This window comes from Allotamlana fucoidanivorans (genome assembly GCF_006265225.1).
Classification (GTDB): domain Bacteria; phylum Bacteroidota; class Bacteroidia; order Flavobacteriales; family Flavobacteriaceae; genus Allotamlana; species Allotamlana fucoidanivorans.
Genome location: NZ_VDCS01000008.1, coordinates 30,887 through 44,602 on the forward strand (window position 1 = coordinate 30,887; position 13,716 = coordinate 44,602).

Annotated in this window: 13 protein-coding genes; 6 read left to right on the forward strand and 7 right to left on the reverse strand. The window is 35.4% G+C overall.

Going from position 1 to position 13,716, the window contains the following annotated elements; translation table 11 throughout:
• Positions 1-9: 9 nt before the first annotated feature.
• Positions 10-1,458, reverse strand: a complete 1,449-nt coding sequence (gene sufB / locus FGF67_RS08995; RefSeq protein WP_139696925.1) for a Fe-S cluster assembly protein SufB — start codon at positions 1,456-1,458, stop codon at positions 10-12.
• Positions 1,459-1,473: 15 nt separating this feature from the next.
• On the reverse strand, positions 1,474-1,803 hold the full coding sequence (locus tag FGF67_RS09000; protein WP_139696927.1) for a HesB/IscA family protein: 330 nt from the start codon (positions 1,801-1,803) through the stop codon (positions 1,474-1,476).
• 285 nt (positions 1,804-2,088) lie between these two features.
• Between FGF67_RS09000 and thiL the strand changes: the two genes are divergently transcribed.
• Positions 2,089-3,135, forward strand: coding sequence for a thiamine-phosphate kinase (thiL, locus tag FGF67_RS09005; protein WP_139696928.1), 1,047 nt, complete (start codon positions 2,089-2,091; stop codon positions 3,133-3,135).
• Here thiL and FGF67_RS09010 read toward each other — a convergent pair.
• The 4 genes from FGF67_RS09010 to FGF67_RS09025 all read right to left on the reverse strand — a co-directional run bounded on the left by FGF67_RS09010 (position 3,125) and on the right by FGF67_RS09025 (position 5,287).
• Positions 3,125-3,376 carry a hypothetical protein gene (locus FGF67_RS09010; protein WP_139696930.1) on the reverse strand — a complete coding sequence of 84 codons (252 nt, stop codon included), beginning with the start codon at positions 3,374-3,376 and terminating at the stop codon, positions 3,125-3,127. The genes thiL and FGF67_RS09010 overlap by 11 nt on opposite strands.
• Positions 3,377-3,460: 84 nt before the next feature.
• Entirely contained in the window at positions 3,461-3,727 is a 267-nt protein-coding gene (locus tag FGF67_RS09015; RefSeq protein WP_139696932.1) for a hypothetical protein, read from the reverse strand.
• A 59-nt stretch (positions 3,728-3,786) separates the two neighbouring features.
• Positions 3,787-4,566, reverse strand: coding sequence for an alpha/beta fold hydrolase (locus FGF67_RS09020; RefSeq protein WP_139696934.1), 780 nt, complete (start codon positions 4,564-4,566; stop codon positions 3,787-3,789).
• A gap of 64 nt (positions 4,567-4,630) precedes the next feature.
• On the reverse strand, positions 4,631-5,287 hold the full coding sequence (locus FGF67_RS09025) for a hypothetical protein (protein WP_139696935.1): 657 nt from the start codon (positions 5,285-5,287) through the stop codon (positions 4,631-4,633).
• Positions 5,288-5,402: 115 nt separating this feature from the next.
• Between FGF67_RS09025 and FGF67_RS09030 the strand changes: the two genes are divergently transcribed.
• On the forward strand, positions 5,403-6,725 hold the full coding sequence (locus FGF67_RS09030) for an aspartate kinase (protein WP_139696937.1): 1,323 nt from the start codon (positions 5,403-5,405) through the stop codon (positions 6,723-6,725).
• Positions 6,726-6,806: 81 nt separating this feature from the next.
• Here FGF67_RS09030 and FGF67_RS09035 read toward each other — a convergent pair whose 3' ends face one another.
• Positions 6,807-8,099: an aminopeptidase P family protein gene (locus tag FGF67_RS09035; RefSeq protein ID WP_139696939.1), complete on the reverse strand. Its 1,293-nt coding sequence runs from the start codon at positions 8,097-8,099 to the stop codon at positions 6,807-6,809.
• 115 nt (positions 8,100-8,214) lie between these two features.
• Here FGF67_RS09035 and FGF67_RS09040 point away from each other — a divergent pair, with 115 nt between their 5' ends.
• The 4 genes from FGF67_RS09040 (at position 8,215) to FGF67_RS09055 (ending at position 13,627) form a co-directional block, all read left to right on the forward strand.
• Positions 8,215-10,062 carry a T9SS type A sorting domain-containing protein gene (locus FGF67_RS09040; RefSeq protein WP_139696941.1) on the forward strand — a complete coding sequence of 616 codons (1,848 nt, stop codon included), beginning with the start codon at positions 8,215-8,217 and terminating at the stop codon, positions 10,060-10,062.
• Positions 10,063-10,176: 114 nt separating this feature from the next.
• Positions 10,177-10,848, forward strand: coding sequence for a succinate dehydrogenase cytochrome b subunit (locus tag FGF67_RS09045; protein ID WP_139696942.1), 672 nt, complete (start codon positions 10,177-10,179; stop codon positions 10,846-10,848).
• Positions 10,849-10,860: 12 nt separating this feature from the next.
• A complete protein-coding gene (locus tag FGF67_RS09050) occupies positions 10,861-12,873 on the forward strand; it encodes a fumarate reductase/succinate dehydrogenase flavoprotein subunit (RefSeq protein WP_139696944.1) in 2,013 nt (670 codons plus the stop codon).
• Between the two features lie 10 nt (positions 12,874-12,883).
• Positions 12,884-13,627, forward strand: coding sequence for a succinate dehydrogenase/fumarate reductase iron-sulfur subunit (locus tag FGF67_RS09055; RefSeq protein ID WP_139696946.1), 744 nt, complete (start codon positions 12,884-12,886; stop codon positions 13,625-13,627).
• The last annotated feature ends 89 nt before the right edge of the window (positions 13,628-13,716 follow it).

Here is a 13,716-nt window from a genome sequence, read left to right on the forward strand (position 1 = left end):
TTGAAACGATTAACCAACACTACCTTCTAAGCTTATTTCTAAAAGTTTTTGAGCTTCAACAGCAAATTCCATAGGTAGTTTATTTAAAACTTCTTTGCTAAAACCATTTACAATTAACGCAATCGCTTTTTCGGTGTCTATACCACGTTGATTACAATAAAAAATTTGATCTTCTCCAATTTTACTGGTGGTGGCTTCGTGCTCTATTTTTGCTGTTTTATTTTTTGCTTCTATGTATGGGAAGGTATGCGCACCACATTCATTGCCCATAAGTAAACTATCACATTGTGAAAAGTTGCGTGCATTTTCAGCCCTTGAACTTACTTGAACCAAACCGCGGTAACTATTTTGTGATTTACCAGCAGAAATACCCTTTGAAATAATGGTTGACTTGGTGTTTTTACCTAAGTGAATCATTTTGGTTCCCGTATCGGCTTGTTGGTAATTATTAGTCACTGCGATTGAGTAAAATTCACCTACCGAATTATCTCCTTTTAGTACGCAGCTTGGATATTTCCAGGTCACTGCCGAACCAGTTTCAACTTGGGTCCATGAGATTTTAGCGTTTGTCTCGCATAACCCACGTTTGGTTACAAAATTGTAAACCCCGCCTTTGCCTTCGGCGTTTCCTGGAAACCAGTTTTGTACGGTTGAATATTTTATTTCAGCATCATCTAAAGCGATTAATTCAACAACAGCGGCGTGAAGTTGATTTTCATCTCTACTTGGTGCTGTACAACCTTCAAGATAGCTTACGTAACTGCCTTCATCGGCAATAACAAGAGTTCTTTCAAATTGCCCGGTACCTGCTTGATTTATTCTAAAATAGGTAGATAGTTCCATAGGACATCTTACCCCTTTAGGAATGTAACAGAACGAACCATCACTGAATACCGCAGAATTTAAGGCCGCGTAAAAATTGTCTTTTTGAGGTACCACTGTACCAATATATTTTTTTACCAGGTCAGGGTGTTCTTTGATAGCTTCCGAAATACTCATAAAGATAATGCCTTGCTCGGCTAGCGTCTTTTTAAATGTTGTTGCTACAGAAACCGAATCAACCACTACATCCATAGCTACCCCAGCTAATTTCTTTTGTTCATCTAAAGAAATACCTAGCTTTTCAAATGTAGCCAGTAATTCAGGGTCAACTTCATCTAAACTATCATATTTAGGTTTGCTATTTGGTGCTGAGTAGTAAGATATCGCTTGAAAATTAGGCTTTTCATAATGTACGTTAGCCCATTCAGGTTCAATCATTTGCTCCCAAGCACGAAAGGCTTGCAAACGCCACTCCGTCATCCATTCTGGTTCTTCTTTCTTTTTTGAAATGGCTCTTACAATATCTTCATTTAAGCCATTAGGAAAGGTGTCAGATTCTATATCGGTATAAAAACCGTATTCGTATTCTTTGGTTTTTAGCTCTTCGCGTAAATCATCCTCGGTATACTTAGACATAATTTGGTTTTAATTTTAAAGTGAAAATGACTCACCGCAACCACAAGTTCGGTTAGCGTTAGGGTTGTTGAAAACAAATCCAGTTCCGTTTAATCCACCAGAATACTCTAAAGTGGTACCAACTAGGTATAAAAAGCTTTTTTTGTCAACAATTATTTTTATCCCATTGTCTTCAAAAACTTTATCATCGGCTTGTTGATCTTTGTCAAATTTTAAATCATAAGACAAACCAGAACATCCACCGCTTTTTACACCAACACGAATATAGTCGGTTGTAGCATTATAACCATCTTCAGTCATAAGCTCAACTACCTTTTTCTTGGCTGTTTCAGAGACTTTTATCATATTAATTTTTTATTAAATTTAGTTGTGCTTTAATAATTTTTATTAAGACAGTTTCTAAATAGAGCACAAATATACAATATAAGTCTTCTAATACAATATAACCTAACATTATATTAATATATGGTTTTATAGTTTTTTATTATTAAATATACTAGGTGTGGTGAATAATCAATAATGATTTGATATAGCCGAAATTTTGAGGAATCTATGACTGAGGTTGTTAGCATACTACAGGTTTTGTAGGTAATGATAGCAAAAACAAATTATGGTTCTTATTTTTGCAGCATGATAGAAGATAAAAACCAACAGAGAACCCAGTTAAGTGATTTAGGTGAATTTGGACTTATTAATCATTTAACGGAACATTTTGAAATAAAGCAATCATCGACCCTAAAAGGAGTTGGTGATGATGCGGCGGTATTGAAATTTGAAAATAAAAAAGTTGTTGTTACAACAGATTTACTTCTTGAAGGGGTGCATTTTGATTTGAGTTATGTGCCATTAAAACATTTGGGATATAAGGCTGTTGTAGTGAATTTATCTGATGTTTGCGCTATGAATGCACAAGCGAGTCAAATTACGGTGTCTATTGCAGTGTCCAATCGTTTCCCTTTAGAGGCCTTAGAAGATTTATATGCAGGTATTCAAACCGCAGCAAAAATTTACAATGTTGATTTAATTGGTGGAGATACCACGTCTTCTACCACAGGGTTGTTAATTTCAGTAACGGCAATTGGTGAGGTTGAAGATGAAGAAGTTGTTTACAGGGATGGAGCAAGGCCTAATGATTTGTTAGTGGTTTCTGGCGATTTGGGTGGTGCTTATATGGGGCTTCAGGTCTTAGAACGCGAAAAGGAAGTGTTCAAGGTAAATCCGAATAATCAACCAGATTTAGAACCGTATACTTATATTGTTGAACGGCAGTTAAAGCCAGAGGCCAGAAAAGATATTGTACAATTATTAAAGGATTTAAAAGTTAAGCCAACTGCTATGATAGATATTAGTGATGGTCTGTCTTCAGAAATTATGCATTTGTGTAAAGCCAGTGATGTAGGTTGCGATTTGTATGAAGAAAAAATACCGTTAGATCCTCAGGTAATTTCTACCTGTGAGGAGTTTAATATTGATAGTACCACCATTGCTTTAAATGGAGGTGAGGATTATGAGTTGTTAATGACGATTTCTCAAGACGATTATCCAAAAATAAAAGCCAATCCAAATTTAACTGTTATAGGGTATATGAAAGCCTCAAACGAGGGCATGCATTTAGTGACCCGTGCTGATACACGCATACCTTTAAAAGCTCAGGGTTGGAAAAATTTTAATGACTAAAAACAAGCAAATCAGGATTGAGCGGTGTAGATTTTATTCTAATTCTGTTCTTTTTTTGATGAACACGCTCTAGAACATCATTGATTTCTTTAAACTTTGGTGTAAGTTCAATTAAGGAACCATTTCCGTTGGTGGTTAACTGTTTTTTGCAGTGTTTACAGGTGTACTCTTTAACATGATAGGTAACTTGACGAGAGGTGAAAAAATCGTGACCAAATACCTTACAATGGATGTGCTTCATTTCGCTTTTTTTCTTAATTAATTCTTTGACTAACGGAGAGGCAATGAAAATAGAAAAAAGCTAAATAAAAATGTTAGAAAGGGTTTAGCAAATCGATGAAGCGATTGATTTCCTCTTTAAACGTTCTGTTCTTGAGTTGTAAATTCTTTCGAGAATAGAGTTGATTTCTCTGAATTTTGGCGTAAGTTCAATCAAATTCCCATTACTATCTGTGGTTAATTCTTTTTTGCAATGACTACAGGTGTATTCTTTCACATGATAGGTTACGCGTTTACTTACCTGATAGTCATGACCAAAGAGATTACAATACATTTTTGGAATTAAAGCAGGTCTGTTGGTAGTTTTTTTCATGATTTTGCACTTTGGTTGTGCTAAAGATAGAAAAATAAATGTAATAAATCGTTAAAACGTTATTTTTTTTCGATGAAAAACATTATTTCATGTAATAATTCGCCTTCATTTTCAATAAAGCTCATATGTCCATCTAAAAATTGTACAAACTTTACCTCAGTATTTTGTGTTTGCTTTACAAGGTTATCAAAATTAAGCACAGGGTCTTTTTTGCTAGCAATCATCATTTTTTTATAGGGGGAAAAATGTAACAGAGCCTCACGATCTTGCCTTATTTTCATGCCTTCAAGAGCAGCTACAATACCTTGTACAGGAGTATTAAGCGCTTCTCGGATAAGATGATTTATTTGGTTTCTAAACAGTTTTCTGTTTTTGGGGCGAAATAGATTTCTTATAGCAATACGTATAAAGGTTTTGTGGTTTTGCTTAACGGCTTCAATGGCACGGTCTCTATTTATTTTTCTTTCAGGAGAATCTGCCTGCGATGTAGAATTTATAAGACATAAACCTTTTAAAAAATCAGGATTTTTTTCGGCAAAGGCAAGTGCTACATAACCACCCATAGAATGTCCAAAAATATAAAACCGCCTGATTCTTAAATGCTTTAAAACCGCTTCAACAACGTTTGACATGAGTTCCATAGAGTGAATATAACCAAGGCAGTCTGTTTTACCATGACCAGGTAAATCAATACAGATAACCCGATGCTGTTTTGATAACTTTGTAATAAAAGGTTGCCAAATCATAGACGTTTCTAAGAAACCATGTAAAAAAACTAGAGCTTGTCCTTTGCCCGAATCAGAATAGTAAACCTGTATGCCTTTGTGTTCAATATACATAGGTTAAAACATTGTTCGGCAAAGATAAAATGATTCTTAAATTTTTATGCAGTGATCCGTTGTTTTATGTTTTAACACGTTTAATGGCAGTAAAGGCTTTATCAACAAATTCGTCTTCAACTAGAATAGTAAATTCATTGGTGGTTGAAATTACTTCATAAAGTACAATACCTTCCCATGCCAACCGCTTAAAAAAATGATAATACAGTCCGGCAATTTTAGAATTATCCTGTGGCAAATTAATGGTAATTGCCGAAAGACCATCCTGAATGGCCAACATAGTTTCGTTTACCAATTGTTCCTTTATAAAATCACTTAAACTGCTAGAAATAATAATGTTGCTTTCATGGATGCCTCTGGTAAAAGTGTAAAAGAGTTTCGTTTCTAAATTGATGCGTTCAAGAATTTTAGAATGATTATCTATGAGTGTATCTGAATTTCTAACCGTGAAATCTGTTAGATTTGAACGTACAGTAATATCACCTAAATTCTGTATGGCGCGTTTCATTTTTACAGAATTGGAAAGCGTTGGTGGCGGACTGTAACGTCTTAAAGCCATCATGATAGCGCCAGGTTTAACCTCTTTTTTCAGCATTTTACTTATGGGGTCGGTAAGTTCAACCGCAAGAGCACTGAAATTTATAATGTTTCTTGAGAGCGCCTCCTCTAAATACGGTTGGGTTATTAAAATGTCTTCAACGCAATTTGATACAGTCTTCATGATTTCTAATCGTTAACTGTTAATTATTTAACATTATGTGTAAAAATAAACTTTTTTTTTAATAAATAAAGATGTTAACCAAATGAGTTTTAGTTTTGCGCTCAAATAAATGAAAATGAAAGTATTAAAGTTTGGTGGTACATCTGTAGGTTCTGTTGAGAACATGACTAATGTAAAAAACATTATCAATGATGGCGAAAAGAAGATAGTGGTATTATCGGCCATGTCTGGTACAACAAATCAATTGGTCGCTATTTCAAAAGATATTGAAGACGGTTATAAAGCTATTGCTATAGATAAAATTAACACATTACGCCTTCATTATCTAGTTACGGTTGATGCTTTATTACAGGAGCAAGAACTTAATGTTGATGTAAAAACATATGTGGCTAGTATTTTTAATGTTTTACTTAGCTGTGCTGAAGAAACTGCTTCAGAATTATTATATAATAAGATTGTTGCGCAAGGTGAGTTGTTGTCTACCTATATGTTCAATGCTTTTTTAAGGCAAGAAGGCATTAAAGCTTCATTACTTTCTGCATTAGATTTTATGAAGATTGATGAGTTTAAAGAGCCTGATTTAGATTATATAAAAGAAAATTTTGAAAAGGTTTTTAATGATACCCCAGAGTCTGACATATATATTACTCAGGGGTTTATTTGTTTAGATGAGGCAGGAGAAATCTCAAACCTTCAACGTGGAGGTAGTGATTATACAGCAACAATTATTGGGGCGGCTTTTAAGGTCGAAGAGGTGCAAATTTGGACAGATATTGACGGCATGCATAATAACGATCCTAGATATGTTGAAAACACACACCCAATTTCAAATTTATCTTTTGATGAGGCCGCAGAGTTAGCTTATTTTGGAGCAAAAATTCTACATCCACAAACAGTAACACCTGTGCGAAAAGATAATATTCCAGTGCGATTAAAAAACACCATGGATCCTGAAGCTCATGGTACTTTAATTTCAAATAAAACATCTGAAACAGGTATCAAGGCCATAGCTGCAAAAGATGGGATAACAGCAATAAAAATCAAATCGGCACGTATGTTGCAAGCCCATGGATTTTTAAAGAAAGTGTTTGAAGTCTTTGAAACTTACAAAACCTCTATTGATATGATTACCACGTCAGAGGTTGCTGTGTCCTTAACTATCGATAACGATAGCAATTTAGAACCTATTCTTACCGAACTTGATAAAATTGCGGTTATTGAAGTTGATAAAAATCAAAGTATTGTTTGTCTGGTAGGGCATTCAGTGGTAAACCATCAAGATACCTTTAAGTTATTCCAGATTTTACAAGATGTTAAGATAAGAATGATTTCTTATGGAGGAAGTAAAAATAATATCTCTTTGTTAATTGATTCAAATGACAAAATAAATACGCTGCAAAAACTAAACGATTATTTATTTGAATTAGTCACTCATTAAAATATCTATATTTAGCATAGTATGCAGCAAAAAGGCGTTTTAAAAAAACGCCTTTTTTATTTTTATCTATGAACTATCGTTTTAAGCGTTCATAATTTCTTCAATTTCTTCAATTTCAATTGGAATGTTTTTCATTAAATTGATCGGTTCTCCTGTTGGTTGAATTACAACATCATCTTCAAGTCTAATGCCAAAACCTTCTTCAGGTATGTAAATACCAGGTTCAACAGTAAACACCATATTAGCCTGCATAGGCTCCGTTAAAATACCATAATCATGCGTGTCAAGCCCCATATGATGCGAGGTGCCATGCATAAAATATTTTTTGTAAGCAGGCCATTCAGGGTTTTCATTTTGAATATCCGCTTTGTTAAGCAGTCCTAAATCGAGTAACTCACTAGTCATTAGCTTGCCAACTTCTGTGTGGTATTCAGCCCAGTCTGTACCTGGTAAAAGCATTTTAGTAGCCTCTTTTTTCACCCTATTCACGGCATTATAAACAGATTTTTGTCGGTTTGAGTATTTGCCAGATACGGGTATGGTTCTACTTAAATCACTAGAATAATTAGCATATTCGGCTGCCGTGTCAAATAAAATTAAATCACCAGTTTTACATTGCTGGTTGTTTTCAATGTAATGCAACACATTGGCGTTATTTCCAGAAGCGATAATGGGGGTGTAGGCAAAGCCTTTTGAGCGGTTTCTTAAAAACTCATGCATAAATTCGGCTTCTATTTCATACTCCCAAACACCTGGTTTTACAAATTCTAGCACTCTTCTAAATCCTTTTTCGGTAATATCACACGCCTGTTGAATTAAGGCAATTTCAATGTCTTCTTTTACAGAACGCAGGCGTTGTAAAATAGGGTTGCTTTTGGCTACGCTGTGTGCAGGGTAGCGTTCTTTAATCCATTTTGTAAACCGATCTTCGCGCGTTTGGGTTTCTACGTTTGAACGATAATGCTCATTGGTGTTTATATAAATAGTGTCGCATTGCGTCATGATTTCAAACAAAACCTTTTCCATGTCCTTTAACCAATAAACGGTTTTAATGCCGCTGGTTTCAAAGGCTTTGTCTTTAGTAAGTTTTTCACCTTCCCAAATAGCAATATGCTCATTGGTTTCTTTTAAAAAAAGAATTTCTCTATGCTTTTCTTTAGGGCAATCTGGGAAAAGTACTAATACGCTTTCTTCTTGATCTACACCGCTTAAATAAAAAATATCGCGGTGCTGTTGAAAAGGCATGGTACTATCGGCACTAATAGGGTAAATGTCATTGGAATTAAAAACAGCCAAGCTGTTAGGTTTCATTTGTGCTGTAAATTTTTGTCGATTCTTTATAAATAGTTTATTATCAATAGGATGGTATTTCATAAGAAAATAAAATTTGAACCATAAAAGTAGTGAATATTCGCATTGTGAAATGCTAATAATTTGTTATATCTTTGAAAGGCTCCGCTTAGAACTTCCTATATAAAGAGGCTTGAAAATGAGAAATATTAGAAAATTATTGGTAGTAATTTGTTGTTTTTTATTAAATCAACAAATTAATGCTCAATTTGTAAAGGAGGTGCCTCTCGATAGGCAAGTAGATAATTCTGTTATGATTATTGAGGGTGTAGTAACCTCTCAAAAGTGCATGTGGGATATCAATAAGTTAAATATTTATACAATAAGTACGGTCTCCGTAGCAAAGGTTTTTAAAGGTAAAAGTTTGAATACAGTTGAGGTGGTGACTGTTGGTGGAACGGTTGGTGCGGAAGCATTGATTGTATACCCCAATTTGAAATTATTTTCAGGAGATAGAGGTTTATTTATTTTAAGACCAAATAAAGTTTCCTTAAGCCTTACTAGTAAAAGTCGGTTAGAGCGATATAATCCAGTAACCTCTACCCAGAGTTTTTTTAAATATGGGCTACTTAATAGAAACGAGGTTAGTTTGTATGGTAAAGGCAAATCTACAAGGCAAGCTTTGTATGATAAAATTATGAAGTTAACTGGCGAAGCTTTTCTGGAGATTAAAGAGTTTGAGACGAAATCATTGGTAAACAATAAAACTAATGAAAGAGCAAAAATATTAGTGCCTAGCAATATTAGTTTTAGTCCAGCCGAAGTGACAGCGGGAACAGGATTTGAACTCACTATTACAGGTTCTGGGTTTGGTAGTAACGACAATAGAGGTAAGGTTGGCTTTAAAAATGCTGATGATGGAGACCCAGGAAGTTTTATTTTTGCTTTAAATACACAGATTAAAGAATGGTCTGATACTCAAATTATAGTTGAGGTGCCTCATAACGCTGGAACAGGAAAAGTTTTGGTACAAGACAATAATGGAAACAATGCTGCTTCTATAAATAACTTGATAGTTACTTCGGCCCAGTTTAATGTTTCTATTGATCCTGATGATGCTACAACTCAAGATCCTCCAGGAGTTAATGGACCGCTAGACATGTATGCTTATCAAACAAGACATATTAATGATGAGGGAGGAGGCTACGTTTGGGAAATGTATACCGATTTTTTTAATGACACAAATTCAAAAACTGCATTTGAAACTTCTTTAGAAAAATGGCGTTGTGAAACAAAAGTTAATTGGGTGATAAGTAATTCTCCTACCACTACAAATGCAACGGTAGCCGATGGGATAAATGTTGTAAGATATGATGACTTAGATGATGACGTTTTAGGCAGGTGTTATAGCAGAATAGCTGGTTGTGGAAATCTTGGAGATCCTGATTCCTGGTACGCTCACGTTTATGAGCTTGATATTGTTTTTGACAATGGTACTACGGAATGGTATTTTGGAGAAGATCCTATAGAACTTCCTGATTTGGGAAAGTTTGATTTTGAAAGTGTAGCATTACATGAATTAGGGCATGGTCATCAATTAGGTCATGTGGTAGATGAATCTGGAGGAGATAATGAAGGTGAAGTTATGCACTTTGCGTTACAAACTGCGGAGCAACAGCGGGTGTTGAACGTTAATAATATAGCTGCTGCTCAAGCGGTGCATAATCGAAGCAAAACCATTTCAGAATGCGGTGTGTTTCCCATGACAGATTCAAATATTTGTAACTTAAGCACAAATGAGGTTGATTTGGTGTCACAACTAAAAATTTACCCCAATCCTTCAACAGGATTTTTTTATATAGACTATCCGCTTCCTTTAGATAAGGTAGTTGTACATGACCTAAGGGGACGAAAAGTACTGGTAACTCATTTTAGTACCAACGAAATTGATTATCAAATAAATTTGCAGGGTGTTGCTAAAGGCGTTTATGTGATTAAGATTTTTTCTAAACAAGCTTCAATTACACAAAAGCTAGTTAAAAACTAAGTATTTTTACTTAGTTAATTATAACGATTCTAAATAGTGAAAACATGACATTTGTTATTTGTCTGTAATGTTTGCCTAAGGTATATTTGCTGGAACTTAAAATAACTTCAAAAAATGAGCGGATTTTTTAAATCTTCGATAGGAAGAAAAGTAGCTATGGCTCTTTCGGCGTTCTTCCTTATGTTTTTCTTAATAATACATTTAACAGTTAATATCACCTCACTTTTTAGTGAAGATCTGTTCAATGAATTATCCCATTTTATGGGGACAAATCCTTTGGTGCAAATTGGGCTACAACCTGTTTTAATTGCTGGTGTAGTCTTTCATTTTGTTATGGGTTTTGTTTTAGAATTAAAGAACAGAAAGGCCATTGGTGTAAAATATGTGCAAAATAATGGCGCGGCAAACTCAACTTGGGTCAGTAGAAACATGATTTTAAGTGGTGTTGTTATTTTAGCCTTTATCATGTTACATTTTATTGACTTCTGGATTCCAGAAATCAATACAAAGTATATTCTAGGTGATATGTCTGGAATGCATGATGGTGGTCTAAGATATTACCATGAATTGGTTGAGAAATTTCACAATCCTATTCGTGTGGTTGCTTACGTTATTGCTTTTGTGCTATTAGGGTTGCATTTAGCCCACGGATTTACTTCGGCATTTCAGTCTATGGGTATTTCTGCAGGCAGAAAACAAACCATGCAAAAAATAGGTAAAGCCTATGCTATTATTATTCCATTAGGATTTATAATTATTGCAATTTTTCATCACTTTAACCATTAATCTTAAATATATATGGCTTTAGATTCAAAAATACCAGAAGGTCCAATTCAAGATAAATGGACAAACTATAAAAATAAGATCAATTTAGTTAATCCAGCGAACAAGCGTAATATAGATATTATTGTTGTGGGTACTGGATTAGCAGGAGGGTCTGCTGCAGCTACATTAGCAGAATTAGGATATAACGTAAAAGCTTTTGCTTACCAAGATTCACCGCGTCGTGCACACTCTATTGCGGCACAAGGAGGTATTAATGCGGCTAAGAATTATCAAGGTGATGGTGATTCTAATTACAGGTTGTTTTACGATACCGTAAAAGGGGGTGATTACCGTTCTCGTGAAGCTAACGTATACCGTTTGGCTGAGGTGTCTGGAAATATTATCGACCAGTGTGTGGCTCAAGGTGTGCCTTTTGCGCGTGATTATGGTGGATTATTAGATAACCGTTCATTTGGTGGGGTATTAGTATCAAGAACGTTTTACGCTAAAGGACAAACAGGACAGCAATTATTATTAGGCGCATACTCGGCTATGAACCGTCAAATCGCTCGTGGTAAGATTGAAATGTTCAATCGACACGAAATGCTAGATGTGGTTATTGTTGATGGAAAAGCAAGAGGAATTATAGCAAGAAATCTTATTACAGGAGAAATTGAGCGTCACTCAGCACATGCAGTAGTAATAGGAACAGGAGGTTATGGAAACGTATACTTCTTATCAACCAATGCTATGGGGTCTAACGCCACTGCAGCGTGGAAGATTCATAAAAAAGGGGCGTATTTCGCAAACCCTTGTTTTACGCAAATTCACCCAACATGTATTCCGCGTTCAGGAGATTATCAGTCTAAATTAACATTAATGTCTGAGTCTTTACGTAATGACGGACGTATTTGGGTGCCAAAAAACATGGATGATGTTATTGCGATTCGTGAAGGTCGTAAAAAACCAACCGATTTATCTGAAGAAGAGCGCGATTATTACTTAGAAAGACGTTATCCTGCATTTGGTAACTTAGTACCTCGTGATGTGGCTTCTAGAGCAGCTAAAGAACGTTGTGATGCTGGTTACGGTGTTAATGCAACGGGCGAAGCGGTGTATTTAGATTTTGCTTCAGCAATACAACGTTACGGAAAAGAGCAAGCTAAAATTCATAATATAGCTAATCCTTCAAAAGAAAAGATTTACGAATTAGGACAAAAAATTGTTGAGGCTAAATACGGAAACTTATTCCAAATGTATGAGAAAATCGTTGACGAGAATCCATACAAAACCCCAATGATGATTTATCCTGCTACGCACTATACTATGGGAGGTGTTTGGGTAGATTATAACTTAATGACTACCATTCCTGGTTGTTACTGTATCGGTGAAGCGAATTTCTCAGATCACGGTGCAAACAGACTTGGAGCTTCTGCATTAATGCAAGGTTTAGCAGACGGTTATTTTGTGTTACCATATACCATTGGAGACTATTTATCTGATGATATTAGAACAGGTAAAATTCCAACCAACTCACCAGAGTTTGATGAAGCTGAAAAAGCAGTTAAGGATAGAATCGATTTCTTTGTAAATAATAACGGTACTAAATCTGTAGACCACTTCCATAAACGCTTAGGAAAAGTGATGTGGGATAAAGTTGGTATGGCACGTAACGAAAAAGGTTTAAAAGAAGCTATGGCTGAAATTAAGCAAATTCGTGAAGAATTCTGGAAAGATGTTAAAGTACCTGGAAGTGCGAACGAAATGAATCCAGAATTAGAAAAAGCTGGTCGTGTGGCAGATTTCTTAGAATTAGGAGAGTTATTCGCAAAAGATGCTTTAATGCGTGAAGAATCTTGTGGTGGTCACTTTAGAGAAGAATCTGTAGAGTTAGATGGTGAGCAAAAAGGTGAAGCAAAACGTAACGATAAAGATTTTGCGTTTGTTGCAGCTTGGGAATACAAAGGAGAACCTGCTGATGCGGTATTACACAAAGAACAATTAGAATTTAAAGATATTGAACTAAAACAACGTTCATACAAATAAGATTGACATTATGAATTTAACACTTAGAATTTGGAGACAAAAAGACTCGAGTGCAAAGGGTCAAATGGTCGATTATAAAGTTAACGATATTTCAGAGCATATGTCATTTCTTGAAATGATGGATGTTTTAAACGAACAGTTAGTAAATTCTGGAGAAGAGCCTGTAGCCTTCGATCACGATTGTCGTGAAGGTATCTGTGGTATGTGTTCACTTTATATCAATGGAGAAGCACATGGCCCAGACAGAGGGGTTACAACCTGTCAGTTACACATGAGAATGTTTAACGATGGCGATACCATTACGATCGAACCTTGGAGAGCCGCTGCCTTCCCTGTTATTAAAGATTTGGTAGTTGATAGAACATCTTTTGAACGTATTCAGCATGCTGGAGGATACATTTCTGTAAACACCTCAGGAAATACCCAAGATGCTAATGCAATTCCTATTTCAAAGCATGCTGCTGATGAGGCCATGGATGCCGCCACTTGTATTGGGTGCGGGGCTTGTGTGGCCACTTGTAAAAACTCATCTGCTATGTTATTTGTAGGCGCAAAAGTGTCTCAATATGCCCTATTACCTCAAGGACAAGTAGAAGCTGCCGATCGTGTTAAAAACATGGTAGCTCAAATGGATTTAGAAGGTTTTGGTAACTGTACTAATACTGGTGCTTGTGAAATAGAATGCCCTAAAGGTATTTCTCTTGATAATATTGCTAGAATGAATAGAGAACTTATTAAGGCTGCACTTAAGTAGTTTATTAATCACATTTTCATAAAACCCGCACTAATCCATTGGTGCGGGTTTTGTTTTTTTTAAAATGCATTACTTATCTTGAAGGCCTA

Coding starts and splice junctions, on each gene's coding strand:
- FGF67_RS09040 (WP_139696941.1), top strand. CDS start 8,215: ATGAGAAATATTAGAAAATTATTGGTAGTAATTTGTTGTTTTTTATTA.
- FGF67_RS09055 (WP_139696946.1), top strand. CDS start 12,884: ATGAATTTAACACTTAGAATTTGGAGACAAAAAGACTCGAGTGCAAAG.
- FGF67_RS09010 (WP_139696930.1), bottom strand. CDS start 3,376: ATGAAGCACATCCATTGTAAGGTATTTGGTCACGATTTTTTCACCTCT.
- FGF67_RS09020 (WP_139696934.1), bottom strand. CDS start 4,566: ATGTATATTGAACACAAAGGCATACAGGTTTACTATTCTGATTCGGGC.
- FGF67_RS09050 (WP_139696944.1), top strand. CDS start 10,861: ATGGCTTTAGATTCAAAAATACCAGAAGGTCCAATTCAAGATAAATGG.
- FGF67_RS09000 (WP_139696927.1), bottom strand. CDS start 1,803: ATGATAAAAGTCTCTGAAACAGCCAAGAAAAAGGTAGTTGAGCTTATG.
- FGF67_RS09025 (WP_139696935.1), bottom strand. CDS start 5,287: ATGAAGACTGTATCAAATTGCGTTGAAGACATTTTAATAACCCAACCG.
- sufB (WP_139696925.1), bottom strand. CDS start 1,458: ATGTCTAAGTATACCGAGGATGATTTACGCGAAGAGCTAAAAACCAAA.
- FGF67_RS09035 (WP_139696939.1), bottom strand. CDS start 8,099: ATGAAATACCATCCTATTGATAATAAACTATTTATAAAGAATCGACAA.
- FGF67_RS09030 (WP_139696937.1), top strand. CDS start 5,403: ATGAAAGTATTAAAGTTTGGTGGTACATCTGTAGGTTCTGTTGAGAAC.
- thiL (WP_139696928.1), top strand. CDS start 2,089: ATGATAGAAGATAAAAACCAACAGAGAACCCAGTTAAGTGATTTAGGT.
- FGF67_RS09045 (WP_139696942.1), top strand. CDS start 10,177: ATGAGCGGATTTTTTAAATCTTCGATAGGAAGAAAAGTAGCTATGGCT.
- FGF67_RS09015 (WP_139696932.1), bottom strand. CDS start 3,727: ATGAAAAAAACTACCAACAGACCTGCTTTAATTCCAAAAATGTATTGT.